Genomic DNA, 26,396 nt, shown 5'->3' with positions numbered 1-26,396 from the left:
CGCAGTAATTTTTAATACCACACTTAATCCATAAAAAAATCTCAACAACAAGATTTAACTTTTTAGGTTATACGACACAATGGTCTTGTCGTCTGATTTATAAAACAAATACCCACCAAGCTCATCCACTTCATATTCTGGTTTTTTATCTTTTAGCATAATCTCCTTTTCTATTTTACCAGAATCTTTATCCACTTTTACAAGACCTGCACCGCCATCTAAATTCGTTAAAATAAACTGAGCATTTTCTGTTGCAGCTGTCGCTCTAAATCTGGTGGACAAATAATCGAACGAGGCACTTGCAATTCCCGCAAACATATCTGCTGCACGTTTTGCTTGTTTACCAGTTTCGTTGTAACTATCTAGGTCGTTAATACTTCCAAATGCGCTTCGGTTGGCTCCTGCCTTAGCACTCATGGCCACGGTCATGGCCGTGGAAGCTACGGCCAACGCCCCACCTACAATTTTACCAAAGGTGCTTCTTCCTGGTGATTTATAATACGCATGATAGCTTTCCTTTCCATCAAAATCTACTAAAGTCATATTTTGGTCTGATGATAAAAACACGCCGCCATCTCTAATTTGCATAGTATTTGGGTCTTCCTTTTCATCAAAATTGCATTTTGCAAAATCACTTACGTTACCTGAATTAGCATCAATAGCCATAATTTTACCATCGGCTGCAATTAAATAACGGTTGTTTTTTTCATCAAAAGCAGAGGCTACCGAGACGGCCCTTTTATACTTTAAAGGCTTATTCCAAATGGGCTCACCTGTTTTTAAATCCACAATATTGGCATCTTCACTAGTGATATAAATTAAGCCTTGTGGTGTTTCTGCCATGAGCATAATGTTTTCTCCGGTTTTAAGAGGCTTTTTGAACAAAGTATTCCCATCAAAAGAAATTTTATTGATCCCGCCGCTGTAAATACCGAACAAAATACCATCATCCTGAACATAAAAATGCTGCACATAGCCTTTTGTTTTTGGTGCTTTTTCCCAAAGGTCGTCTCCAGTGGCCGCACTGAACATTGTGATTTTCGATTCTGCTTTTGCGCCCAATGCACCGCTACCACCAGCAACATCGCTCACAACAGCCAAACCTTGTGGTAAAATCTCAAAATTGGTAACGTTTCCTTTTACTTTACGTTCTTCTTTCCAAACCTCGTTTCCGTTCCCATCCAATTTGTAAATTCTGGTATTTTTTCCGTTGACTGTGGCTTCAAAAGCATAAATATCGGTTTCGCTTTCATTACTGGTCATCCAGTTTACGTTTTTCACTTTGTTTTCCCAAAGGGTTTCACCCGTTTTAGATTTTGCTATAATACCCTGCGAAGTCGGTATTAATAATTTGTCCTTTAAAAGCATTGGCGTACCGGTAACCGCAAAATATTTCATACTTACTTTGCCGGGTTCTATCAAGAAAAACTCATAATCTAAACTCCCGGTAGCTAAATCGTAAACACCAACTTTAGGCGTCACGCTTTCGGCTTTTCCACCGCCTTTTTGAAAACCACTAACCACCAATTTGTTTTGTGGCATCATAACATCGCAGGTAAAAACATTTTTCCATCCTTTGGATTCAGTGGTGAAAAGTACTTTCCCTGAAATGTGGTCAATCACCGCCTTTTTGGCCGATAAGTTTGCAAATCCGGTTTGTCCCACCATCACGTAAGGCGACATGGGCACGAAATTTAACTCCTCTGGTTTTACTTTTCCGTAGTCCGTAAAATTGAATAATAATTCGTTGGTGTCTGGTTTTATACCCACCAAACCATCGTTTGTTGCTACCACCAAAGTACCGGCTACCGTTAGTGTCATTTGATTAATACTCGCTCCTAAATCATAAGTGTTTTCAGGAGTATCTATTTTTTGAGCTTTGACTGAATTTACCATAAGCAATATGGCCATTAGCGTTATATGTAATTTGAAATGTCTCATTGTTGAAAATTTTTGAAATTGAAAAATAACCCTCCTTCGTCAGGAAGGCCCATAGTTATTACTCTACGGTCTTCTTTAGGTTAAAAGAACCTTCTGAAATGGTTTTTACAGAACCATCGCCGTTTACATTTTTACATTCGAAAGAAAATGTACCTTTTATATTGGTTTCGGTTTCTTCCGAAATGGATACCGAACCCGCAACGGCATCTGCAAAAGGCGCTTGCCAAATTTCGGTAGTAGAAGCTGTTGGGTTGCTTAGGTTAACATCGGTTTCTGAATACGAAGCCGTATTGAAAACACCTAATGAAGCGCCATCAAACTCATAGGTTTTGCCAGCGCCCTCGTAACCAAAAACGCTCATCATAAACGCGTTACCATCACTATTTGTAGCAATGATTATTAGGTTGTTGCCATTATTGGCCACCGTGGCTTGCGACGAAATTTCTAAAGATTGGTAAGCTGTGCCGTTTACTTTTGCGACTAAAGTTCCTCCGGGTGCATTTCCACCATCGCCACCGTCGTCGCTCGACGAACAGGAATTAAAGGTTAAGAATCCTCCCAGTGTTACGAATAACACAATTTGTTTTAAATTTCTCATTGTTGATTATTTTATTGGTTAATAGTCCAACAAAATTGAAATTTTAAACAAGGGCAATCAATACGATGAATTACGTATATTTTGATTTACGGTTGCAGATTTAGGCTATCCCAGAAATAAGCGTACTAAAAATTAATATGTGGAAATGCTTTACAGACCTCTCCTTTTTTAATTTCCAACTTTTGAAGAAATTCAAGATGCGCTTTGGAATTTGGATTGAACGGTTTATGCTGAAGTCCTTTTTGAATGACCTCTACTTCACCCATAGTTTTTAAGGCTTCAGAAGCTACCCAAACGGTTTTGAAACGCTCCCAAATATAATCGATTGCCGTCGCATTGGGGTGTACCATATCGGCTTCGTAAAAGCGATAATCGCGCAGCTCGTCCATCATTATTTCATACGACGGAAAGTATAGTCCGCTATCCTTTACTTTATGAATAGCCGAAACTAAATGCGCTTTGCTTTGGGTGTTTTCAATAAAACCATCCTTTAAATGACGTATGGGGGAAACCGTAAAAATAATGGTTGCTTTCGGGTTTACCTTTTTAATGGATGCTGAAATATTATTTAGTGAAGTTGAAATATCTTCGACAGACAGCAACTCTTTTTTAAACTGTTTTTGAGGAACTTTATGGCAATTGGCAACAAGCATACCGTTTTCCAAAAACCGATACACCCAAGCCGTACCCAAAGTCATGATAATATGTGATGCTTCGAGGAGGTGTTGGCGAGTCGATTTTAATGCTCGATTCAAATTTTCCAACAACGCTTCTTTTGTAACCGAACTTAACTTCGAATGCGCTTCAAAGCAATTCCATTGTTCATTTTGAAAAAGCACATCCTTTTCCGAAAATGTTTTTTCATTTAAAGCCCTGTCCACTAAACTTTCAATCGCTTTGGGCTGAAACAAAACCCCAAACGGATTTTGAAGATTATTAAATTTGAAGTAATCCAGCTTTGCCCCAATATTATCTGAAAAACACGAACCTAACAGCACCACAGTAGAGTGGTAATCTATTAGATTTTCAGATTGCTTTTTTAATGGTATTTGCGTTTGGAGTTTCATTTTTCAAAATTACAAAGTATCCCGAAACTACAATTCAGAAACAAAAAAAGTTACTGAGTTGTTGAATGAACCATGCCTCAGTAACTTTTTTATATTTCAAATAAAATATTCTTAAACCGCCTTAATCATTTCGCCGGCTTCTTTCAAAGCTTGGTCAATCCCAGCTGGGTTTTTACCACCTGCAGTGGCAAAAAACGGTTGTCCGCCGCCACCGCCTTGAATAAATTTACCCAACTCACGTACCACTTGGCCAGCGTTCAATCCTTTTTCGGCTACCAGTTCCTTCGAAATGTAGCACGATAATAAGGCTTTTCCATTTTGCTCGGTCGCCAAAAGCAAAAATAAATTGTTTTGTTCTCCCCCTAATTCGAATGCTACATCTTTCAGTCCGCCAGCATCCAGATCTAATTTTTTAGCTAAAAACTGAACGCCATTAACTTCCTGCAGTTCGTTTTTCAGTTCGCTTTTTATGTTTTTGGCCTTATCCTTTAACAGGGCTTCAACTTGCTTTTTAAGCGCATTGTTTTCTTCCTGCAAACTGGTAAGCGCTTTTACAGGTTCTTTGGCGTTGTTTAATAACGCTTTCATTTCAATAAAAGCCTGATTATTTTCAAAATAATAGTTCTTTGTGGCTTGGTTGGTAATGGCCTCAATACGACGGATTCCTGCTGCAACTGCACCTTCTGAAACAATTTTAAAATGCCAAATATCGCCCGTGTTTTTTACATGTGTACCACCACAAAGTTCGATGGATTTCCCGAAACGTACCGAACGCACGGTATCACCATATTTTTCTCCGAACAAACTCATTGCACCATCAGCAATAGCTTCTTCTTTAGGGGTATTGCGCTTTTCTTCCAAAGGCAATTTGCCTTCAATTCTTCTGTTTACAAAATCTTCAACCTCCTGTAATTCCTCTGGTGTTAATTTTGAAAAATGCGAAAAATCGAAACGTAAATAATCGGCATTTACGGCACTACCCTTTTGCTCAACGTGGCTACCCAAAACTTCCCTTAAAGCCTGGTGCAATAAGTGGGTGGCGGTGTGGTTACTTTCGGTTAGCGTTCTGTGCGTTGAATCTACTACAGCCTTAAACGACTCATTGATATGTGCGGGTAAATTTTTGGCAAAATGAATGATTAGGTTATTCTCCTTTTTGGTATCGAGGATATAAACCACATCGCCATGGGCATCTTCCAAATAGCCCTTATCGCCCACTTGACCACCTCCTTCGGGATAAAACGGCGTAATATTGAACACCAGCTGGTACATATCGCCTTCTTTCTTGGTGCTGACTTTGCGGTAGCGAGTAACCTTTACATTGGTTTCGAGTGTATCGTAACCCACAAATTCGGTTTCGGCATCTTCCTTTACAATCACCCAATCGTCGGCGTTCACTTCACTGGCTGCTCGCGAACGCTCTTTTTGCTTTTGCAGCTCTTCATTGAAGCCTTTTTCGTCCAGTTTCAATCCTTTTTCTGAAAGAATCAACCCCGTTAAATCAATCGGGAACCCGTAAGTATCATAAAGTTCGAAAGCTTTTTCGCCCGAAACGGTATCGCCTTTCGTTTCTTCCACAATTCTATTCAACAACACCAAACCTTGATCTAAAGTTCGTAAAAAGGATTGTTCTTCTTCCTTTATTACGTTTTCAACCAATGTTTTTTGGGTTTTTATTTCAGAAAACGCCTGACCCATTTTTTCGCTAAGCACATCTACCAAGCGGTAAATGAACGGTTCTTTTTTATCTAAAAATGTGAAACCGTAACGCACGGCACGACGCAAAATTCTTCGGATAACATAACCCGCACCAGTGCTGCTTGGCAACTGCCCGTCTGCAATCGAGAAGGCTACGGCACGAACGTGATCAGAAATAACACGAATGGCTACATCGGCCATTTTATCCTGCCCGTATTTTTTATTGGTAATGGTTTCAATCTCGCGAATAAGCGGCGTAAACACATCGGTATCGTAGTTAGATTGCACCCCTTGAAGCACCATACACAAACGCTCGAAGCCCATTCCGGTATCGATATGTTTACTAGGTAAAGTTTCAAGGCTTCCGTTAGCTTTTCGGTTGAATTGAATAAAAACTAAATTCCAGATTTCCACTACCTGCGGATGGTCTTGGTTTACCAAATCCTTTCCAGATATTTTGGCTTTTTCTTCCGCAGACCGGATATCAACGTGTATTTCGCTACAGGGTCCGCATGGCCCTTGGTCACCCATTTCCCAAAAATTATCCTTTTTGTTTCCTTTTAAAATACGGTCTTCAGGAATGTGCTGCTTCCAAAGGTCGTAAGCCTCAGTGTCCATATCCAAACCATCTTCCTCACTACCTTCAAAAACGGTAACGTACAATATATCTTTATCGATACCGAATACTTCGGTAAGCAGTTCCCAAGACCAGGCAATGGCTTCCTTTTTAAAGTAATCGCCAAAACTCCAGTTTCCCAGCATCTCAAAAAGGGTGTGGTGATAGGTATCGTAACCCACCTCGTCTAAATCGTTATGCTTTCCTGAAACACGAAGGCATTTTTGGGTATCGGTTACACGGGTACTTTTTGGTGTGGCGTTACCCAAAAAATATTCCTTGAACGGCACCATCCCCGCATTTACAAACATTAACGTGGGGTCGTTTTTCAACACCATAGGGGCCGACGGAACAATACTGTGCTTTTTATCTTCAAAAAAACTTAAAAACTTAGATCTTATGTCTTGAGATTTCATGTATAAAATATTCTCTTTTGCTGTTATTGGGCTTTAATTGCGAAACAATTTTTATCTTTACTCTTCCTAATTTTAGAGCAACCAAACCAAATTTTATTATAATATTTTATTGGTTCGTTCGTTTTTACAAAATTTGCACTTTGCAACTAAAGTTTATAAAGCGCAAAAATAGTATAATTTAAGAAATGAGTAAGGTAAAATATTACTACGATCCAGAATCGCTTTCGTACCGAAAGATTGAGCGTAAAAAAAGAACTACTTTTAAGTACGCCTCTTTATTTATCCTGTCTTCTGGATTTTTTGCCTTCATCTTTATTTTCATTGCCAGCCAGTACATTTCGTCGCCCAAAGAGCGTGCCCTAACACGCGAATTGGAAAATATGAAATTACAATATGAACTATTGAACAAAAAGATAGACCAAGCCGAAACCGTTTTGGCCAATATTGCCGAAAGAGACAATAATATTTATCGGGTGTATTTTGAGGCTAATCCCATTCCGGAGGAACAGCGTAAAGCTGGATTCGGCGGTATTAACCGCTACAAAAGTTTGGAAGGCTTCGATAATTCTAAACTGATTATTGAAAGCAATAAGCGATTGGATGTGCTACAGAAACAAATTGTGGTACAATCGAAATCTTTGGATGAAATTGCCATTTTAGCCGAAGAAAAAGAAAAACTTTTAGCAGCCATTCCCGCCATTCAACCCGTTAGCAATGAAGATTTAACCCGAATGGCCTCGGGTTTTGGTATGCGATCAGATCCCTTTACCAAAGTTAGAAAAATGCACTGGGGCATGGATTTTACCGCACCGCGCGGCACCCCAATTTATGCCAGCGGCGATGGCGTTGTGGCTCGTGCCGACAGTAATTCTTCGGGCTACGGAAAACACATTAGAATAGACCACGGTTACGGTTATGTTAGCCTATATGCACACCTTTACAAATACAACGTAAGAAGAAACCAAAAGGTAAAACGTGGGGATTTAATTGGTTTTGTGGGTAGCACCGGAAGATCTCAAGCACCGCATTTACATTATGAAATTTTCAAGGACGGTGAACGCATCAACCCCATAAACTTCTATTATGGCAGTTTAACGGCGGAAGAATTTAACGAACTATTGGAGCATGCTTCATTAGAAAACCAATCATTAGACTAATGTACATAGACCTACCTGAAAAGCGATATTACAGCATTGGCGAAGTAGCCAAAGCATTTGGTGTTAACACCTCACTCATTCGTTTTTGGGAAAAGGAGTTCGATGTGCTCAAGCCTAAAAAAAACGCTAAAGGCAACCGAAAGTTTACACCCGAAGATATAAAAAACCTAAAGTTCATCTACCATTTGGTAAAAGAACGTGGCTTTACTTTAGAAGGCGCAAAAACCCATTTAAAGGAAGAAAAGAAACAGGCTCTGAGTAATTTTGAAATCATTAGTAAATTGGAAGACATAAAAAGTCAACTGCTGAAAATCAAGGAGCACCTTTAATTTTCAATTAAAAAAAACATACTTCGAATCGTAACTTTTTGTAAAAATACGTGTCTTACTAACAACCTTTAAAACTTTAAATAATTATGAAAAAAGGAGTAATTGCCGGATTAGGGTGCGGCGCAATTGTCATTATAGGCTTAATTGTCATTGCTATTTTCGGTGGGATTTTCGCCTACAATTTCAATAACACGGCAGTTGCATATGAAGCCAACGCCAAAACCGCTTGGAGCAATGTTGAGAGCGCTTACCAACGCCGTACAGATTTAATCCCCAACTTGGTAAATACCGTAAAAGGTTATGCGGCTCACGAAAAAGAAACGCTTGAGGGTGTTATAAAAGCCCGTTCGGAAGCCACAAAAACCACTATCGATGCTTCAAACTTAACGCCCGAAAATATAGCTCAATTCCAACAGGCGCAACAAGGGTTGAGCGGTGCTTTATCCAAATTACTTGTAACCGTTGAACGCTACCCCGATTTAAAAGCCGACAGAAGTTTCCAAGAACTGCAATCGCAATTGGAAGGTACCGAAAACAGAATCAATGTGGAGCGCAACCGCTTTAATGAAGCTGTAAATACATACGATATCCATACCTCGAAATTCCCAGGGAATTTACTAGCAGGCTTATTCGGTTTTGAAGAAATGGCTCGTTTTAAAAGTGCTCCCGGAAGCGAAAACGCCCCTAAAGTAGAATTTTAAATGTCTAACATTGAAGATTTTTTAACTCCCGACGACGAACAGGATATTGTTGAAGCCATTCGGGTGGCCGAGTTAAACACATCTGGCGAAATACGCGTACACATTGAAAAAACCGATAATGGCGATGCTACACATCGGGCTTTGGAAGTATTCCACATGCTTAAAATGGGTAACACCCAACGGAAAAACGGGGTGTTGATTTATGTGGCGGTTGACGATAAACACTTTGTGATTTACGGAGACGAAGGCATTAACAAAGTTGTGGCTAGCGATTTTTGGGAAAGCACAAAAAACACCATTCAATCGCACTTTAAAAAAGGGCATTTTAAACAAGGTTTGATAGATGGCATTTTAAAAGCGGGCGAACAGCTTAAAACACACTTTCCGTACAAAGCCACAGATATTAACGAACTCCCCAACGATATTTCAAAAGGATAAATGCAGCATTCGGTTTTCAGTATTCAGTCGCATAGCAAAAATTATTTTAAGTTTATACTTTCCCTTCTTGTTGGATTGGTATTCTGTAGTTTTTCGTATGCACAATTTGATATTCCTGAAAAGCCTAAGTTTCAAACCAGTGTTTACGATTATACCAATCTGTTATCTTCCTTTGAGAAATCCAGTTTAGAGCGTAAACTTGTAAAATATTCCGACACCACGTCCACCCAAATCGTGGTAGCCATAATCCATTCCACCGAAGGTGAAAACATTAATTTTTTAGGCGCCCAATGGGGACAGGAATGGGGCATCGGCCAAGCTAAGGAAGACAACGGCATTTTAATTTTATTGGCACGAAACGACCGACGAATTGCCATAAACACTGGCTACGGCATTGAACATTTACTCACCGATGCGCTATCAAAACGCATTATTGAACGCGACATTATTCCGTACTTCAAAAAAGGGGATTATTACGGCGGATTGAACCGTGGTGCCGATGCCATTTTTGAGGTTTTAAACGGTGAATACAAAGGCACTCGCCCAACTAATAACCGAAATGGGATTCCGCCTGGGATGGTCATCATATTCATTTTTATATTTATTGTCATCCTTATTTCCATTTCCAAAAACCGACGTGGCGGTGGTGGAAACCGCGGGCACCGTTCGGCTGGGCAAGATTTGCTCGAAGCCATTATTTTAAGCAATATGGGGCGCGGCAGTTACCGTCGTGGCTCATCGGGTTGGGGCGGTAGCTCTGGTGGTGGTGGTTGGTCTTCCGGAGGCGGAGGCTTTGGCGGTGGTTTTGGTGGTGGCGGCTTTGGTGGCGGTGGTGCTTCTGGGGGGTGGTAGCACTTGTTTGATATTGTCCGCTCGACCTCTAAGTTTTGTCATGCCGAACTTGTTTCGACATCTCATTCTATTAAAGATTTGGTTTTCCTCGCACAAGACCCTGAAATAAATTCAGGGTGACACGATTTTTTTAAATATCTAAAGTTTTTATATAAACAAGCACAAAACTACCCCAAAAAAACACCTCCCTAACCCTCCTCAAGGAGGGAATCCTACCTATTAAACCTCCCGGTAACGTTACCATCTAAAATACGCTGTACCTCGTCGGTAGTAGCGTAGTTAACATCGCCGGCATAGGTATGCTTTAATGCGCAAGCGGCACTGGCAAACTGCATCGATTTAAAATCGTCGTAATGCTGAAGTCCGTAAATGAGTCCAGCAGCAAAGGCATCACCTGTACCGATTCTGTCTACAATATGGGTGATTTCAAAATCTTGTGTTTCACGAAACTCTGTGCCGTTCCACATTCTCGCCCTTATTTTATGCCATGACGCGTTAATGGAAGTCCTTATTTTATCGAATACTTTATTGATAGTTGGGAAAGCTTCCATAAGCTTTTTACTAGCCTCAATAAATTCTTCGTTGGTATAGCCGTAATCTGTACCCAAAACTTCGTTTATTTCGTTGACTCCCCCAATAAAAACGGTAGAACAATGCAACAATTCCGTAAGTGCGTCTTTGGCTTCAACGCCATATTTCCATAAACCACTACGGTACGTGGGATCGGCCGAAACCTGCATACCCTTTTCTTTGGCCAGCTTTAACCCTGCCTTTAAAGTATCGAACGCCCCTTGGGTTAAGGCCGGAGTAATACCCGTCCAATGGAACCAATGGCCTTTGCGGAGGGCTTTTTCCCAATCGACCATGCTGGGTTCAATTTGAGAAAATGCCGAATGCGAGCGGTTATACGAAATGGAACTGGGACGCATTACAGCACCAACTTCCAAAAAATATACACCAAGTGGCCAGTTGGAACGTACGATAGCCGACGTATCCATATCGAACTTATTGAGGTGAGCAATGGCGGTATCGCCAATAAAATCGTCTGAAATAGCGGTAATATGCTTTACTTTGCCCCCAAAATGGGCAATGGACAGCCCTACGTTGACTTCAGTCCCTCCGAAATAAAATTCTAAAGTATTGGCTTGAATGAATTTCTTGTTTCCAAATGGCGACAGGCGCATAAGCACCTCTCCAAAGGTTATAATTTGGCTCATAAATTGAATTAGTTTAGTAGTCCTAAAAATAATCAATCTGCCTTTAAGTTACCTGTGAATAATGGATGTTTTTAGGTAAACCCTTATTTTTTCCGCATATAAACACTAATAGGCACCCCGTGGAAACCAAAATGTTCCCGAAGCTTATTTTCCAGATAGCGTTTGTACGGGTCTTTTATATACTGCGGCAGGTTGCAGAAAAATGCGAACTGCGGTTGCGGTGTGGGCAGTTGCATAATGTATTTAATCTTAACGAATTTGCCTTTATAAGCTGGTGGCGGATAATTTTCAATAATAGGAAGCAACACCTCGTTAAGCTTGCTGGTCTTTATTTTTTTGGTTCGGTTTTTATAAACTTCAACCGCGGTTTCAATAGCTTTAAAAATGCGCTGTTTGGTCAATGCCGAGATAAAGACAACGGGCACATCGGTAAAGGGCTCCATTTGTTTTTTAATGGCTTTTTCGTATTCTTTCATAGATTTATGGTCTTTCTCCACCAAATCCCATTTGTTTACCAAAACCACAATGCCTTTTCTGTTGCGTTCGGCCAACCAGAAAATGTTTTGCACTTGTCCGTCGAACCCTCTATTGGCATCGAGTACCAACAAACATACATCGGCATGCTCGATGGCACGGATACTGCGCATCACGGAATAAAATTCCAAATCTTCCTTTACCTTCGATTTTCTTCTTATTCCAGCCGTATCGACCAAATTGAATTCAAATCCAAAACGGTTGTACTTAGTATCGATAGCATCGCGGGTAGTACCAGCAATATCGGTAACAATATATCGGTCTTCACCAATTAAAGCATTAATGAACGATGATTTTCCCGCATTGGGTCGCCCCACCACTGCGAACCGAGGTAACTCTTCTTCTATAATTTCTTCCTTTTCGGGCAAAGCTTCCACCAAAGCATCGAGTAAATCGCCAGTGCCACTTCCGTTTATACTGGCAATGGTAAAATAATCACCCAAGCCCAGCGAATAAAATTCTACGGCATCTTCGGCACGTTTAGCATTATCGACCTTATTCACCACCAAAAACACAGGCTTTTTTACTTTGCGGAGTAATTTGGCCACATCTTCGTCCATTCCGGTAACTCCCGTTTCTACATCGACCATAAAAATGATGGCATCAGCTTCATCAATGGCCAATTCTACCTGCTTATCGATTTCAGCTTCAAAAATATCATCGCTACCAATTACGTAACCGCCCGTATCGATTAATGAAAACTCACGTCCGTTCCAATCGGTCTTTCCGTAATGACGATCGCGTGTTACCCCACTTACGGCATCAACAATAGCTTCCCTACGTTGGATTAAACGGTTAAAAAAAGTGGATTTCCCCACGTTAGGTCTTCCTACTATTGCTACGATATTGCCCATAATTACTATTTAATCTGATAAAGGTTCTTTAAGAAGCCCTAACCTAAAAATTTTTGCAAAAATAGCAAATATACTAACGCCCTTTTCGTTTTTGATAAATAATAAATAAATCGCATATCAATAAAAAATAGTAATTTAGAATACCAACAACTAAACCCATGCCTTTATCCAACGACGTTATTTTAAGGCCTCGCTTTAAACTTGAAATACCTCAAAACCAAACTTCGGTTTTGAGCGACTTTGAAAATGCAAAAAAAACACAATCGGAATTTATAATAAGCCGCGTTGACCAGCATATTTTTATAAAATTCCCGAAGGAAAAACAGCATTTTTGGTCGCCACGGTTGCAATTGGAAATTGACGAAACCACCAAAGATTCTTGTTTAGTACGCGGGCTTTTTGGCCCCAACCCAACGGTTTGGACGCTTTTTATGTTCCTTCATTTTATAGTAGCCATAGTATTTGTTGCATTCGGAATTTGGGCTTACAGCAATTGGTCGCTAAAACAAAGCTACACCGTTCAATTGAGCGTGATGTTTTTAATGGTAGTGGTTTGGATTGGTCTTTATTTTGCAGCTAGCATCGGAAAAGCATCCAGCAAAAAGGACATGGTAGCCTTAAACGATTTTATGTATTCGGTTTTAGACACAAAAAAAAGCCTTAATTGAAAGAAGAAGAATGGTTCAACTAAAGCTTTTAAAACTAACTAACTCAAATGTGATAAAACAAATTTTTGACTGCTGCAAATATGGAGCAAGTACATTAAGTAAAGGTTACTTAAGCAATAAGTTAGCGTTAGGTTTTGAAGTTTAAAACTTCTTTTAAAAATATTAAAGTGAGGCTTAAAAAATTATGCCCGATAGATGGGGTGCAATTTCTTGGTTTATAAGATTCCAATTCTCGATACATATTTTTCTCATTTCAATCGAAAAATTCACTCGAATTGACGAATTTCAACAAAAACACAATAATGTCGATTACCTATTATTATATCCAAAACGTTTAAGTTGATTTTGGTTACTGCGCCAATTTTTATTCACTTTTACGTATATTTCAATGTGGATCTGTTTTCCGAAAAAGGCTTCCAAATCTTTTCTCGCTTCAACGCCTACCCGTTTTAAAGCACTGCCTTTATGCCCAATAATGATCCCTTTTTGCGTGTCTCGCTCTACCATAATCACCGAACGCACCCGAATGATATTTTCTTCCTCTAAAAATTCTTCGGTTTCTACCTCAACGGCATAAGGGATTTCCTTTTTATAATGCAGCAGAATTTTTTCGCGGATGGTTTCATTGATGAAAAATCGCTCAGGTTTATCGGTCAGTTGGTCTTTGGGGTAAAACGGCGGCGACTCGGGAAGCAAATCGATAATGCGGTTGAATACCTCCTTAACATTGAATCCTTCTAAAGCTGAAATAGGAAAAATTTCAGCATTGGGTACTTTTTCTGCCCAAAGCTGCACCTGCTCCTCCAATTGCTCTTGGTTAGACAGATCTATTTTGTTGAGCAACAGCAACACCGGAATTTTTGAGTTGGTAATTTTTTTGAAAAAGGCTTCGTCCTTCAATTCCTTTTCGCCAATTTCGACCATGTAAAGCAGCACATCGGCATCTTCAAAAGCCGATTTTACAAAATCCATCATCGATTCCTGCAACTCGTAGGCGGGCTTTATAATTCCGGGGGTATCACTTAACACGACCTGAAAATCGTCTCCATTCACAATACCTAAAATACGATGGCGCGTGGTTTGCGCTTTGGAAGTGATAATGGACAGTTTTTCGCCCACAAAGGCATTCATTAGGGTGGATTTCCCCACATTTGGATTTCCGATAATATTTACAAAACCTGCTTTATGACTCATTTACAATGTTATTTTGATGCAAATTTACAACCTTAGCTCGTTTTATTCTACTGTTTGTGTTTACTTTTTATAACACCCCTAGGTCCCCTCAATGGGACAATAAAAAAAGCAGAAAGATCTTCTTTCTGCTTTTAGTTTATTACGATAAATAATGCTCTATTACTTAACCTCTAATAATTCAACATCAAAAATTAATGTCGAGTTAGGCTTAATCTCTCCCGGTGGAGGGTTTACACCATAGGCCAAATTCCCTGGAATGAAAAATTTGTACTTAGCACCTTCCTTCATTAACTGTAAACCTTCGGTCCATCCTTTAATCACTTGTGTTACACCAAATTCTGTAGGCTCTCCTCTATCTACCGAGCTATCAAACACAGTACCATCTATCAACGTACCGTGGTAGTGTACTTTTACTTTAGACTCGGTAGTTGGTTGCGCACCCGTTCCTTCTTTTAAAACGATGTATTGCAATCCGCTTTCGGTAGTTTTTACACCATCTTTTTCTTTGTTTTCTGCTAAGAATTTTTCGCCTTCAGCTTTGCTTTTTTCAGCTTCTTCTTGCCTTTTAGCCATTTCTTCTTGTTGCTTTTTCTGGAAGTATGCTCTAATCAATCCTTGTGCTTTGGCAGCATCAATTTGAATATCTGTAGAATCGGATCCGTTTACAAATCCTTGGATAAACAAATCGTTATCAAATTCATCAAAACTTCTTTTTACATTGTTGGCTACATCCAATCCAATAGCATAGCTTACAGAATCCAATTCTGTTGCTAAAGGTTTGTTGGTTACTCCATTCTTACCGTTGCACGATACCATTAGTAAAGCAAATGCTACTAAACTTAAAAATTTCATTATTTTCATTTTTGGTTATTTTGATTTTTTGTCAAGTGCCAAATGTAGCAAAATAAAAGGGAGTAAAAAAAGGAAAACCTTCACGAATACCGTGAAGGTTTTTAAGTTTAACAAGTTTTTAACGAAGCAATCGTATTAAAACCCTCTAACCTTTTTTACAATACTTAAAGCATCCTTAACATCCTGCTCTAATTTTGCATAATCCTTATTGGCAATAATTTCTTTTGAAATTAATTTAGACCCCATACCCACACATGTTACACCGGCATCAAACCAACCTTTAAGGTTCTCTTCGGTTGGCGACACACCACCGGTTGGCATAATGCTAGTCCATGGTTGTGGGCCTTTAATCCCTTTTACAAACTGAGGACCGTAAATATCTCCAGGGAACAGTTTTACGATTTCGCAACCTAATTCTTCAGCTCTTGCGATTTCGGTTAAAGTACCACAGCCTGGAGACCATAATACTTTTTTACGGTTACATGCAATGGCGATGTCTTCGCGCAACACTGGGGTTACGATAAAGTTCGCACCAAGCGCCATGTACAATGAAGCTGCTGCTCCATCGGTTACAGAACCTACCCCCATAATCATTCCCGGAAGTTCTTTAATGGCGTATTTTGTTAATTCGCCAAAAACCTCGTGAGCGAAATCGCCACGGGCAGTAAACTCCATTAAACGAGCACCACCATCGTAACAGGCCTTCAATACTTTTTTACTTAATTCTATATCGCTGTTGAAAAACAAAGGAATCATCCCCGTGTCTTTCATGGCTTGTGCCACTTCTAATCTTGAAAATTGTGCCATTTTTTTAATGTTTATTTGTTTATTTGTTTAACCGTTGAATTGATTACTCAAATCAACAATTAAACGTTTAAACATTTTATAATTATCTCGCTACACGACCTGAAGCATCACCACCCATAAGTTTTTCTACTTCGGCAACGGTTACCAAGTTGGCATCACCTTTAATAGTGTGCTTTAAGCAAGAAGCTGCCACAGCAAAATCCAATGCGTTTTGGTCGTCTTCTGGGTATTTTAACAATCCGTAGATCAATCCACCCATAAATGAATCACCACCACCTACTCTATCAACAATATCGGTAATTTGGTACTGACGGGTTTCGTACATTTTTTCACCATCGTACAATACACCAGCCCAAGTGTTATGAGAAGCTGAAATAGAACCTCTTAACGTAGTAATTACTTTTTTGGCTCTTGGGAATTTTTCCATCATTTGCTTACATACCGAAAGGAAAGCTTCTGCTTTTACGTTGTGTCCTTCAGTTTGTACGCTAATGCCTTCTGGCTTAATACCGAAGTGCATTTCTGCGTCTTCCTCGTTTCCTAAAACCACATCACAATATGAAGTCAATTCAGTCATCACTGCTTCTCTGTGGGCATCGTCACAATATTTCCATAGCTTAGCACGGTAGTTCAAATCGGTTGAAATAGTAACACCTTTTGCGCTCGCGGCTTTTACGGCCTCTAAACAAGCATCGGCAGCACCTTGCGAAATAGCTGGCGTAATACCCGTCCAGTGGAACCATTCAACATCTTCAAAAATAGCATCCCAGTCTATCATTCCTGGTTTGATTTCAGACATCGCAGAATGTGCTCTATCGTAAACCACTTTCGAACCTCTTGATACCGCACCTGTTTCTAAAAAGTAAATCCCTAAACGGTCTCCACCCCAAACAATTTTGTCAACGTTTACACCACGCTTTCTCATTTCCATCATCGCACATTCACCAATGTCATTTTTTGGTAAACGCGTTACAAAATCTACAGGCACACCATAGTTAGCCAAAGAAACGGCGACGTTAGACTCACCTCCACCGTAAACCACGTCAAAACTGTTGGCTTGCGAAAATCTTAAAAATCCTTGAGGTGCCAAGCGCAGCATAATTTCCCCAAAAGTGACTACTTTTTTCATTCTTGAATTGTATTTAGTTTTAAAAATTAAAATTTGGTTAAACGATTAAACAACGGTTATAAAAAACAACCAAAACCCGCTACAACACTAATGTTATTAAAGTTTTGATTATAAAAATTATCGCACTATATTTGCTTAATCGATTAAGCAAATATATAAAAAAATCACATATCAAAAAGAAAACCACCATAAAAGATATTGCTAATGTGCTAAACATTTCTACTGCTGCGGTTTCAAAAGCCTTGCACGACGACTCGCGTATTAGTGAAAAAACCAAACAGGCGGTAAAGCAGGTAGCCAAAAACCTCAACTACCAGCCCAACCATTTGGCTAGCGCCCTGCGCAAAGGAAAAAGTAAATTGGTAGGTGTGATTGTGCCACGAACCAACAGTAATTTTTTCTCTTCGGTTATCCAAAATATTGAAGAAGTGCTGAACAAAGAAGGGTACAGCATTATCATGACGCAATCCAACGAGTCGTATAAAAAGGAATGCAATAATATTGACACCTTATTGTTTACACAAGTGGACGGCATAATCGCCTCGATGGCCAACGAAACCATTAAACTGGATTATTACGAAAAAATAAAATCGAAGGGCATTCCTCTTATTTTATTCGATCGTGGTGAAAACGATTTGAATGTTGATTACATAGGTATTAACGATTACAACAGCAGCCAAATGATTGTTGAGCATTTGGTGGAGCAAGGTTGCCAGCGTATTGCCCATATTGGTGGTTACAGACACACTCGTATTTTTAACAACCGAATTAAAGGATATATTGATGCCTTAAAAAAATACGAACTACCCTTGGATACCGAACTACTTATCGAGTGTAAACTTACCCTTGAAGACGGACGTAAAAAGATGGAACAACTGCTAAATTTGAAAAATCGACCAGATGCCGTTTATGCCGCCAGTGATAACGCCGCGTTGGGTGCCTTGCAGGTGCTTCATGAGAACCATTTAAAAGTTCCCGAAGATATGGCTTTGGTAGGATTTGGCAACGAACCGTTCACTGCTTTGGTAACGCCAAGTATTTCGAGCATAGAGCAACACAGTGCCGAAATTGGAAAACAGGCCGCCAAGCGCTTTTTGGAATACAGCGAGTTGCCCGTTGTAAAACAAAGTTTGAACAAAATAATTATGGATGCGGAATTGGTGATTCGGGATTCGTCGAATATTAAAAAATAGGCGTGAGCTGTTCTTTTTCTTAAAGTCCCGGTATTATTCTATTGAATTTTTAAAATTAGAGTTGTTATCTTTACTCGGACATCTGCATTTTCTTTTTTGATATTCTTACACTCCCTTCTATAAAGGTATCTACCTTTAATTTCTCTCTTATCCCTTTTGCCGTTACTTTTGGTTTTTAAAATAAAATAAAGATGTACGAGAAGTAACCGAAAGTTGTTTGATTTTAGCTAATGCATTAGTAACCTCTTATGTTAAACCATCGCAGAAATATTCGTTTTTAATATCGCTACTCATATTAACAAAAAGAAGTACTGCTATGGATTTTTGGTTGTTAAAATTTAACGCAAAATAAAATAATAAAACCAGAGATAATTATGGTAACTAAATCTAAACCACTATGTGCACAATTACTCCTGCAATCTTGAATATTAAATAAAGTTTCGATGTTGGTTTACCATTTTAGTTGAAATAAGAACTTTATACATTATTTTTTCATCAATTTTTATTACGCCTTTCCATAAAGTGTATCTTTAGTCAAAAACGTGTACGTTCTGTAAAAGTAAAAAACTGAAGACATAAAAAAACGGATTGTGAGAACACAATCCGTTGGTTTTATTAGCTTTAAGCTTTGTAGCGGGAACTGGACTCGAACCAGTGACCTTCGGGTTATGAGTTTGAACCCCAAAAACCTGACCTCCCTGTTTATGGGGCTTCCCAGCTGCTCTATTTTAAAAACGCATGCACTTTCGTATGCAGAAACGTATGCAGTTTAAGCTTTCTGGTTATTGAAAATTTTTATCTAAATTAAACATTTTTTGAATAAAAGAAAATTTAAAAACCTAATTACAATATCCGTTGACTAATCTTGAAATTATTACATCACTTCCAATGAGCTTAAATTATCATACAACTCTATCTAGATGCCATGTTTCGGTATTTATTACTCAATTTTCAAATTATGTACACCAAAACCAATAACAAGTTTTTAAAGTTTAAGTAGTGCCTATTAATAATAATTATTGAATGCTTATAATAACTCTATCAACTATCTCCTTTGCTGATGTTATTTTGGATAAATCTTTAAATAATTTTCCATTTTTACCAGAATGATGACCATGCCCAACAATCTTCATTAATTTATAGGTTTTAGAATTCTGTTTATTGGATGCGATTACCGTTTCATAAATGAGTGATGGTTGACCTACTTGACCTGAACCTGAATAAACAGAATCGTTAGGGAATCTATCCTTGGAGTAAAACTCATTCCAATCATAAGACTGATTCACCTCCAAACAAACCTTAAAGTTTTTTAAGTTTTTTAAGTTGCCCTGAGATTTAATAATGAAATTACCCGTTGGTGTTGCACCAGAAACGGCGTCCAGATCTTGCGCATTATATAACGGCATAAAAAGTCCGTCTATTGCTTTTATACCTCTTTTATGAGACCAATAAGGCAGGGCCTCAGGACGTCTAACAATATCCGGTTGCCAAACCCCATTAACTTTATTTCCAAAATCAAATTGACTCGATGAAATAACACGCGAAATGTATAGGGTTTCAACATAATGCCCTTTAGAATCCTCTATCCAAACGGCAAACAACGGATATTGAAATTCGATTCTCTTTTTCAATTCTATTTCGAATTGAAGGTCACCCAACGCTTTTTCTAATTCAATAATTTGATAATCAAACTCTGTTTCGGTTTTTCCCAGTTTCTCGTTTCTAATTTTATTTCCAAAACTATAGAGATCTCTTAAAATTGGATACTCAAAAAACACTCCGAAGGCCAAAACTAGTATAAATGAGAAAACCAATAGACTTTGAAACTTTTTTAATTTTGATTGTCCTTTTCCTGAAATATAGTTTGAAAGTGGTTTTTTGTTATTTAAAACATGACAAACCATAACTAAAATAAACAGCAAACCAAAAAAAGTATGTAAACCAGCTATGTTTTTACTAAATGGTTCAAAATACATTATTAATCCTGAACCTAGTAAAATAAGAAAGGTGATTATTAAAATATTACCTACAAACCTTCTATTCATAACAGTAAATTAATCACTGGTTAACTTGCTGCAGCCTTATTAAACCCCACTGTTTCCCTGTATTGCTGTGGAGAGACCTCAGCATTTTTTTTAAAAAACCTGCTAAAATAATATTCATCATTATACCCCAATTCAAAAGCAATTTCTTTTACCGTTTTATTTGTTAAATACAATTCTCTTTTGGCTTCGATAATAATTCGTTCGGAGATTAAATCGGTTAAGGTTTTATTAAAGTGTGTTTTGGTTAGCCGTGTTAAGGCTTTTGGTGTTATGGCAAGCATATTGGCGTAATCGCTCGCAGAATGTTTTGTTTTGAAATGCGTTTCAATATAATTTTTTAAATTTTGAAAAATAAAGGGTTCCTCGTTATTTATAGTTTCCTTTTTTGACCCTGACTGTTGTTCTGTTTTTAACCTAGAAGCCGTAATCAAAAAAATCTTTAAGAAAGAAACTATCAGTTCATACTGTGCCAACGCAGATTTTTTCATTTCATCCTTAATCTGATCAATTATCATTTCAAAACTTGATGCCGCCTTTTCTTCAACTCGAACCATTGGCAAACTATAAATATTATTGAACAACACACCGTTACAAGCCACTTCTTTTTGATGTTTATGGATACAGAAAAAATCTGGATGAAAGTGAACCACTACACCCTGAATGTTCGTAACAGGCTTGACTACAAAAGGTTGAAATGGTGAAAACGACAACAAAGTATTTTCGGCAAAATTGAACTCGGTAAAATTTGCAATAACACTTCCGCTTCCCTTTTGTATCCAAATTAAGGAATAATGATTAAGTCTCTGCACTTGATTGGACAGGTCATCTTTTTCTAAATCGTAAACTTTAAATGCCAGATTACCGGTTTGCGGATTAACGAGTGTGTAGTTGTTATTTTGCACCATATTTCAACTTTTTAAATTAACTTTCTTTGGTTTTCTTCAATTTTCACATCGTTTATACTCGCGTAGCGCTTTTGCATGAGTCCGTTTTCGTTAAATTCCCAAAGTTCGTTCCCATAGGCTCTAAACCATTGGTCGTTATCATCTTGAAATTCATACTCAAATTTAACGGCAATCCTATTATCCTTAAACCCCCAAAGCTCTTTTTTTAATTTGTAATTTCGTTCAATTTCCCATTTCTTAGTTAAAAACGCAACAATTTCATTTCTACCGTAAATAAACTCAGTTCTGTTTCTCCATTCAGAGTCTATGGTGTAAGCTTTTGAAACTTTTATGGAATCCTTGGTATTCCAGGCGTTCTCGGCCATTTGAACTTTTTGAAGCGCCGTTTCCTCGTTAAAGGGCGGCAGTGGATGTTTTGCTTCCATAATTGATTTTTTTTACTTTTATATTAAATCTGTAGAGTCATTAATAGTCCATTCCCCTTTAACTAACCTAGTAACATAACAGTTGTCTGCCTCTTTAATTAGCATTGCTTTTTGTTCTGGGGTAATGTTACCTATAATTTGAATTGCAGAGTTTACCTCTGTTGCAAAAGATCCGTCTGATTTTTTTTTAGCCACCTGGGTTAAATGGGCATCTACGTTTCCTATTTCAATGTTTTTTCGTCTAGCTACATTTCTAATAGTAGCCACTTTACACATTGATATCCCAGCCAAAACCAATTCTGTTGGAGACATACCGAGATCGGTTCCTTTTACATTTAAAGGTTCATCGCCTACTAGCGTGTGTTTTCCATTGGTTATTATTGATTGATATCCAGTTGGTATATTTTTTATTTTTATTTCTGTTGCCATTTTTATACTACTTTATAATGGTTAAAATTTACTTATTATTAATATTCACAAGCCTCGAAGCATACATTGCACACTTGTTTTTCGTCTTTCCTCTTGGGGTATATCCCGGTGAAGTTATGCTCAACATAAGATGCAATCCAGCCTTTTTTTTGTTTCTGGTCTCTTTTGCTTGAAGATTTTACAGGTTTATAAAATTGATTACCATATTCTTGTCTCCCCCAACAATTTGGGCAAAAACTTCCTGGTGCCTTTTCCTTTTTTATATTTGGGTATATCTTCAAAAAGTTCAATATATTTTTAACAGGGTTCATTTTTTGATTGATTTTCAAAGTTTAAAAAAGGAAATATGGAAATCCATATTTCCTTTTTACGATTTAAATATTTTCCGCTAAAGGAAAATCTACGGGCACTTTAGTAAGATTGTGCAAATAATTCATGGCTGTTTTATCACTTACCTGAATTATTAAATCCACAAGATTTTCTTTGGTATAACCTTGATTAAAAAAGTCCTCCACGTTCTCATCACTGGCATTACCTCTATTTTTTGTGATGTCGGCCGCCAATTTCACTAAAGCATTTAATTTTGGAGTCTCACTTTTTCCTTTTCGTATGTCCAGTAATTGTGCCTCGGTAAACCCATTCATTTTCCCAAGTACTGTGTGAGCACTTTGACAATAAATACAATTATTTACCTGACTTACAATCAGGTTAACAGCTTCCTTCTCTTTATTACTTAAAGATGTTTTTGCGTTTTGGTAGTTTAAAAAACGTTGTAAACCATTATCTGAATACGCCATAACAGCGTAAAGATTTGGCACAAAACCTAATGCTTTGTCTAAATTATCGAAAATCTCTTGATTGTTTTGAGATACTACATCTCTAGTTGGAACTTTAAATTCCGTGGTTGTTTCTAAATTTTCCATTGTTGTATTTTTTAAAATTGCTTGTCATTATTGACACTACAAAATTGGTGAAGATTAGAGTGGTTTAAAATGGACCATTTTCGTGAATGGATGGATAATTTTCACAGTCGAAATGAAAACCCAATGGAACTACACCTAATAAAGCCTCAGCAATAGCGACTAAATGCTTTTTTATTGCTTACACTGTTACAGTACTTTTTCAAGAACCCGTAACTACCGTTTCACGTTCATACTCTGAAAAACTTTTTAAATGCTATAAGTGATTTCTTAAACTATAGCGTTACCAAATATAATAGGGAATTGTCATCAAGTTCTGATTTTAGATGTAAAACAACATAAAATTAAGGCTCTGAAACTGGCTACAGTTGGTCGAAGCCTTTTTTAACGGGTTATTTGGTCTGTGTTATTTCTGCATTCCATATCCCAGTTGCAGCAGTTTGTCTAGCGTAGGTTTCAAAATCTTTAGCAGGTCTACCTAACACTTTGGCAACATCATTCGAAACATCTTGGTTATCTGGGTTTCCTAATACTTCTTGAAATAAATACCCAAAGAGCCATACGTAAGAATCAGGTAACCCGGCTTTTCGCATTCCATCTTTGAATTCGTCAATTGAAATAGGCACAAATTGAATGTGTTTATCAGAAGCTTCTGCCATAATGCCCACCACCTCCTTGAAGGTTCTTTTTTGAGGTCCAGTAACGGTTATGGTTTGTCCGTTGTATGAATCATTCACTAAGACGTTAGAAACTACGTCAGCAATATCATCCGCGTCCACAAATGGAATTTCGGCCTCTGGCATAGGCAGTGCAACTACACCATCTAATACAAAATCTAAAAATGCACCTTCACTAAAGTTTTGGTTAAACCAAGAAGCTCTAACCAAGGTGTAATTTAAACCTGAATTGGCAACGATGTCCTCACAAGCTTCAGCTTCGGTTTCTCCTTTTCCTGATAGTAAGACAACTTTTTCTAAGCCAGCTTCCAATGCTTTTTCGGTCAATGCTGTAATGGCATCTCTAGAACCAGGAACAGCCAAATCAGGATAATAGACAATGTAGGCTCTATCCATATCTTTCAAAGCCGCGTCATAGGTTTCTGGATTTTCCCAATCAAAAGCTGGGTTTGTTTTTCTGCCCACAACGCGTACGTTGTGTCCGGATTGTGTTAAATTTTCTGCAACTCGGCGACCAGTTTTACCAGTTCCTCCGATAACTAAAATGTTTTCTGTTTTCATGTTTTCTGTTTTAAAATTGTTATTAATTATTTGAAATTTTCTGTTTTTTCTTTTATCAATAATTTGTAATATTTCTTCTGCTTTTAACATTGATGTACCAATAAGCAGTTGACATTACTATAAATTCGATTCCGATAAGCCAAAAACCGATAGCAGTAAAGAAACTATAATGTGTTCCTCCATATGGTGCTATTAAATAGGGTACTGAAATTAGTGCATCCAGAACGCCAGCGATTAAGAAAAAGGCTAACCCTAACCAGTATCCTTTCGTAGTACTTTTTCTTTTGTAGTATTGTTTTGCTCCAAACCACACTACGGGTAGTATTCCTAAAGACAGTAAAATATTAGCTTGTAATTCAGAGTCTTCTAAAATTGGGATGTAAAATGAAAGAGTGTAAATACTAACTCCTATAATCCAGATTATTATAGCAATACCTATGATTCTAATTTGTTTCATGATTTTTCGTTTTTATTTATAGTTTTTTAAAATTGTTCAGTTTTTATTTTGAATACATTAGTCCGGTTATTAAGAGCGCAAATGATGTGAACGATGCTATCGTGCGTTGAATGTGCCAGCGATTCCAAGGTTGCTCAAATTTTGTTCGCAATTCTTTAAGTTCAATTGCCGATAAATTTTCCAAGGTTGTTTTGTCTAGAGTCTCATTAAGCGGAACATTTTTAAAAATTGTAATAAGACCTATTCCCACAAAAAACAAAATTGCAGCCAGAGTAAATGACCAAAATGTGGTTGGATTCGAGCTCCTATGCAAAAAAGCATTAATGAATAATAGTATCACTGGTCCAAAAAAAACAATGAGAAAACTCGGGTTGATGATGGCGCGATTCATTGCCTGAAAGGATTGCAAGAATTCTAAGTCATCCAATCTGCCAATGCCGGGTGTTATAGCATTAGACCATGTGAAGCACAATCCTGCTGTTAGGCCTGTAAATAAGATGCCTAGTATTAATACGATAATTTTAAAGTTTATTTCCATTTTGATTACTCTTTGTGGATGTAATCCAGATTGATACTGTTGTTATATCGAGTTGTTAATTTGATGATACAAAGGTGCGAAGTGTTCAAAAGAGATTTTTGACACTTAAAGACAACCTTTTGACATTTTCCGCCAAAAGGATAATTTTAGTTGGGTTTTCTAAATTCTGAAGGAGTTTGGTCTGTCCATTTTTTAAAAGCACGGTTGAACGCACTTTGCTCGGAAAAACCAGTTAAGAAGGCAATTTCACCAATGCTTTGTGTGGTATTACTGAGCATATCTTTTGCAATGGTTTCTTGAGTCTTTTTAATTAAGTCACGATAAGTAACACCAGCTTCAGAAAGTCTTCTCGTCAGCGTTCGGTTACTCATAGCTGTAAGGTCAGCAATATGATGAATACTTGGAATTCCTGTGGGTAGCGCATCTTTTATTAGAGATTCAACATCTCGGACAAATTTTGAGCCTGGGATTTTAATGCCTTTAGTTTTTTCATCGACTTGTTGTAAAAGGTAACTATTAATGCTGGCATCTGCTTTAGCAGTTCTTAAATTTAAATCTTCTGTTTTATAGCTTATGGAGTATTGTGGTTGATCAAATGAGACAGGACAATTAAATGCTTCCTTATAACTGGTAATATCTTTAGGTGGTTTATGTTTGAAACTTACTTGAACTGGCATAATATTTTTTTCAGACATCGCTTTTACAACTACTACTGTTGCAGACAAACTGGCTTCTGAGGACAGTTGCATTCCTCTACTATTAGCAGGTCTATTAAGAATTATATGAGAAAAAGTTTCACCATCCTTAACTTCCCAATTATAGGTATTGGATAGCAATTTAAAATAGCGTTCACTACGATCAAAAATTTCTCTGACCTTTGAACAGGTTCTCCAGGATAATCCCAATACCCCATAATCTTCGATTTTCATCTGCTGACCAACTCGAATCGCAAATCCAGATTTAAGCTTTTCATCAAGCAATTCATGCGCATTTAAATGTTGATCCGCAGAAACAAATTTTAAATTTTCAGCCTCTTCAAGCGAAATTGGCCAATTTTCAAAATCCTTGCTTGACATTCCTTCAGCAATAGCACAGTTAAGTATCTTTTTATATAGATTAACAGAGAAGTATTTCATCTTTAATTTGAATTTAAAGACATCAGGATTCCTGACACATTA

Annotated in this window: 26 protein-coding genes; 7 read left to right on the top strand and 19 right to left on the bottom strand. The window is 37.9% G+C overall.

Annotated features, from left to right (window positions below; genetic code table 11):
* Positions 1-54: 54 nt before the first annotated feature.
* From ABI125_05475 to alaS, 4 genes are all read right to left on the bottom strand, one after another.
* Complete coding sequence (locus tag ABI125_05475) at positions 55-1,941, bottom strand: PQQ-binding-like beta-propeller repeat protein (GenBank protein XCF07306.1); 1,887 nt, start codon at positions 1,939-1,941, stop codon at positions 55-57.
* Between the two features lie 58 nt (positions 1,942-1,999).
* Positions 2,000-2,539: a DUF6252 family protein gene (locus tag ABI125_05470; GenBank protein XCF07305.1), complete on the bottom strand. Its 540-nt coding sequence runs from the start codon at positions 2,537-2,539 to the stop codon at positions 2,000-2,002.
* Between the two features lie 125 nt (positions 2,540-2,664).
* Entirely contained in the window at positions 2,665-3,606 is a 942-nt protein-coding gene (locus ABI125_05465) for a GSCFA domain-containing protein (protein XCF07304.1), read from the bottom strand.
* A 111-nt stretch (positions 3,607-3,717) separates the two neighbouring features.
* Entirely contained in the window at positions 3,718-6,336 is a 2,619-nt protein-coding gene (gene alaS / locus ABI125_05460; GenBank protein ID XCF07303.1) for an alanine--tRNA ligase, read from the bottom strand.
* A gap of 185 nt (positions 6,337-6,521) precedes the next feature.
* On the opposite strand from alaS, the gene ABI125_05455 reads away from it, so the two are divergent.
* The 5 genes from ABI125_05455 to ABI125_05435 all read left to right on the top strand — a co-directional run bounded on the left by ABI125_05455 (position 6,522) and on the right by ABI125_05435 (position 9,813).
* Entirely contained in the window at positions 6,522-7,493 is a 972-nt protein-coding gene (locus ABI125_05455; protein XCF07302.1) for a M23 family metallopeptidase, read from the top strand.
* On the top strand, positions 7,493-7,822 hold the full coding sequence (locus ABI125_05450; GenBank protein ID XCF07301.1) for a MerR family transcriptional regulator: 330 nt from the start codon (positions 7,493-7,495) through the stop codon (positions 7,820-7,822). Before ABI125_05455 ends, ABI125_05450 begins: the two co-directional genes overlap by 1 nt.
* Positions 7,823-7,908: 86 nt before the next feature.
* Positions 7,909-8,523: a LemA family protein gene (locus ABI125_05445; protein XCF07300.1), complete on the top strand. Its 615-nt coding sequence runs from the start codon at positions 7,909-7,911 to the stop codon at positions 8,521-8,523.
* Positions 8,524-8,961 carry a TPM domain-containing protein gene (locus tag ABI125_05440; GenBank protein XCF07299.1) on the top strand — a complete coding sequence of 146 codons (438 nt, stop codon included), beginning with the start codon at positions 8,524-8,526 and terminating at the stop codon, positions 8,959-8,961.
* The gene (locus ABI125_05435) at positions 8,962-9,813 is read left to right on the top strand and encodes a TPM domain-containing protein (GenBank protein XCF07298.1); all 852 of its coding nucleotides are present in this window, start codon (positions 8,962-8,964) and stop codon (positions 9,811-9,813) included.
* Positions 9,814-10,025: 212 nt separating this feature from the next.
* On the opposite strand, the gene ABI125_05430 is transcribed toward ABI125_05435, so the two are convergent.
* Positions 10,026-11,030, bottom strand: a complete 1,005-nt coding sequence (locus tag ABI125_05430) for a sugar kinase (protein ID XCF07297.1) — start codon at positions 11,028-11,030, stop codon at positions 10,026-10,028.
* An 83-nt stretch (positions 11,031-11,113) separates the two neighbouring features.
* Positions 11,114-12,418 (bottom strand): ribosome biogenesis GTPase Der, encoded by a 1,305-nt coding sequence (der, locus tag ABI125_05425; protein XCF07296.1) that lies wholly within the window; start codon positions 12,416-12,418, stop codon positions 11,114-11,116.
* Positions 12,419-12,576: 158 nt separating this feature from the next.
* On the opposite strand from der, the gene ABI125_05420 reads away from it, so the two are divergent.
* Positions 12,577-13,086 carry a GTP-binding protein gene (locus tag ABI125_05420; protein XCF07295.1) on the top strand — a complete coding sequence of 170 codons (510 nt, stop codon included), beginning with the start codon at positions 12,577-12,579 and terminating at the stop codon, positions 13,084-13,086.
* Between the two features lie 309 nt (positions 13,087-13,395).
* On the opposite strand, the gene era is transcribed toward ABI125_05420, so the two are convergent.
* The 4 genes from era to ABI125_05400 all read right to left on the bottom strand — a co-directional run bounded on the left by era (position 13,396) and on the right by ABI125_05400 (position 17,068).
* Positions 13,396-14,280, bottom strand: coding sequence for a GTPase Era (era, locus tag ABI125_05415; protein XCF07294.1), 885 nt, complete (start codon positions 14,278-14,280; stop codon positions 13,396-13,398).
* A 159-nt stretch (positions 14,281-14,439) separates the two neighbouring features.
* The gene (locus tag ABI125_05410) at positions 14,440-15,132 is read right to left on the bottom strand and encodes an FKBP-type peptidyl-prolyl cis-trans isomerase (protein ID XCF07293.1); all 693 of its coding nucleotides are present in this window, start codon (positions 15,130-15,132) and stop codon (positions 14,440-14,442) included.
* 135 nt (positions 15,133-15,267) lie between these two features.
* Positions 15,268-15,939, bottom strand: coding sequence for a bifunctional 4-hydroxy-2-oxoglutarate aldolase/2-dehydro-3-deoxy-phosphogluconate aldolase (locus ABI125_05405; GenBank protein ID XCF07292.1), 672 nt, complete (start codon positions 15,937-15,939; stop codon positions 15,268-15,270).
* A gap of 82 nt (positions 15,940-16,021) precedes the next feature.
* The gene (locus ABI125_05400) at positions 16,022-17,068 is read right to left on the bottom strand and encodes a sugar kinase (GenBank protein XCF07291.1); all 1,047 of its coding nucleotides are present in this window, start codon (positions 17,066-17,068) and stop codon (positions 16,022-16,024) included.
* Between the two features lie 131 nt (positions 17,069-17,199).
* Here ABI125_05400 and ABI125_05395 point away from each other — a divergent pair, with 131 nt between their 5' ends.
* A complete protein-coding gene (locus tag ABI125_05395; GenBank protein ID XCF07290.1) occupies positions 17,200-18,261 on the top strand; it encodes a LacI family DNA-binding transcriptional regulator in 1,062 nt (353 codons plus the stop codon).
* A 1,016-nt stretch (positions 18,262-19,277) separates the two neighbouring features.
* Here ABI125_05395 and ABI125_05390 read toward each other — a convergent pair.
* From ABI125_05390 to ABI125_05350, 9 genes are all read right to left on the bottom strand, one after another.
* On the bottom strand, positions 19,278-20,306 hold the full coding sequence (locus ABI125_05390) for a DUF4405 domain-containing protein (GenBank protein ID XCF07289.1): 1,029 nt from the start codon (positions 20,304-20,306) through the stop codon (positions 19,278-19,280).
* A gap of 20 nt (positions 20,307-20,326) precedes the next feature.
* A complete protein-coding gene (locus ABI125_05385) occupies positions 20,327-21,211 on the bottom strand; it encodes a helix-turn-helix domain-containing protein (protein XCF07288.1) in 885 nt (294 codons plus the stop codon).
* Positions 21,212-21,222: 11 nt separating this feature from the next.
* Positions 21,223-21,636 carry a nuclear transport factor 2 family protein gene (locus ABI125_05380; protein XCF07287.1) on the bottom strand — a complete coding sequence of 138 codons (414 nt, stop codon included), beginning with the start codon at positions 21,634-21,636 and terminating at the stop codon, positions 21,223-21,225.
* 18 nt (positions 21,637-21,654) lie between these two features.
* Complete coding sequence (locus ABI125_05375) at positions 21,655-22,065, bottom strand: OsmC family protein (protein ID XCF07286.1); 411 nt, start codon at positions 22,063-22,065, stop codon at positions 21,655-21,657.
* Positions 22,066-22,439: 374 nt separating this feature from the next.
* Positions 22,440-22,988, bottom strand: coding sequence for a carboxymuconolactone decarboxylase family protein (locus ABI125_05370; GenBank protein ID XCF07285.1), 549 nt, complete (start codon positions 22,986-22,988; stop codon positions 22,440-22,442).
* A 389-nt stretch (positions 22,989-23,377) separates the two neighbouring features.
* Positions 23,378-24,313 carry an NmrA family NAD(P)-binding protein gene (locus ABI125_05365; GenBank protein ID XCF07284.1) on the bottom strand — a complete coding sequence of 312 codons (936 nt, stop codon included), beginning with the start codon at positions 24,311-24,313 and terminating at the stop codon, positions 23,378-23,380.
* Positions 24,279-24,680: a DUF5367 family protein gene (locus ABI125_05360; GenBank protein ID XCF07283.1), complete on the bottom strand. Its 402-nt coding sequence runs from the start codon at positions 24,678-24,680 to the stop codon at positions 24,279-24,281. Before ABI125_05360 ends, ABI125_05365 begins: the two co-directional genes overlap by 35 nt.
* A gap of 43 nt (positions 24,681-24,723) precedes the next feature.
* Positions 24,724-25,218, bottom strand: coding sequence for an anthrone oxygenase family protein (locus ABI125_05355; protein XCF07282.1), 495 nt, complete (start codon positions 25,216-25,218; stop codon positions 24,724-24,726).
* Positions 25,219-25,364: 146 nt separating this feature from the next.
* Positions 25,365-26,354: an AraC family transcriptional regulator ligand-binding domain-containing protein gene (locus ABI125_05350; GenBank protein ID XCF07281.1), complete on the bottom strand. Its 990-nt coding sequence runs from the start codon at positions 26,352-26,354 to the stop codon at positions 25,365-25,367.
* Positions 26,355-26,396: the final 42 nt, after the last annotated feature.

It is taken from the genome of Tamlana crocina, assembly GCA_040429635.1.
In the GTDB taxonomy this organism is placed as follows: Bacteria; Bacteroidota; Bacteroidia; order Flavobacteriales; family Flavobacteriaceae; genus Flavisericum; species Flavisericum crocinum.
The sequence above is the reverse complement of the archived record's forward strand: the minus strand, read 5'-3'. Positions and strand labels throughout refer to the sequence as shown.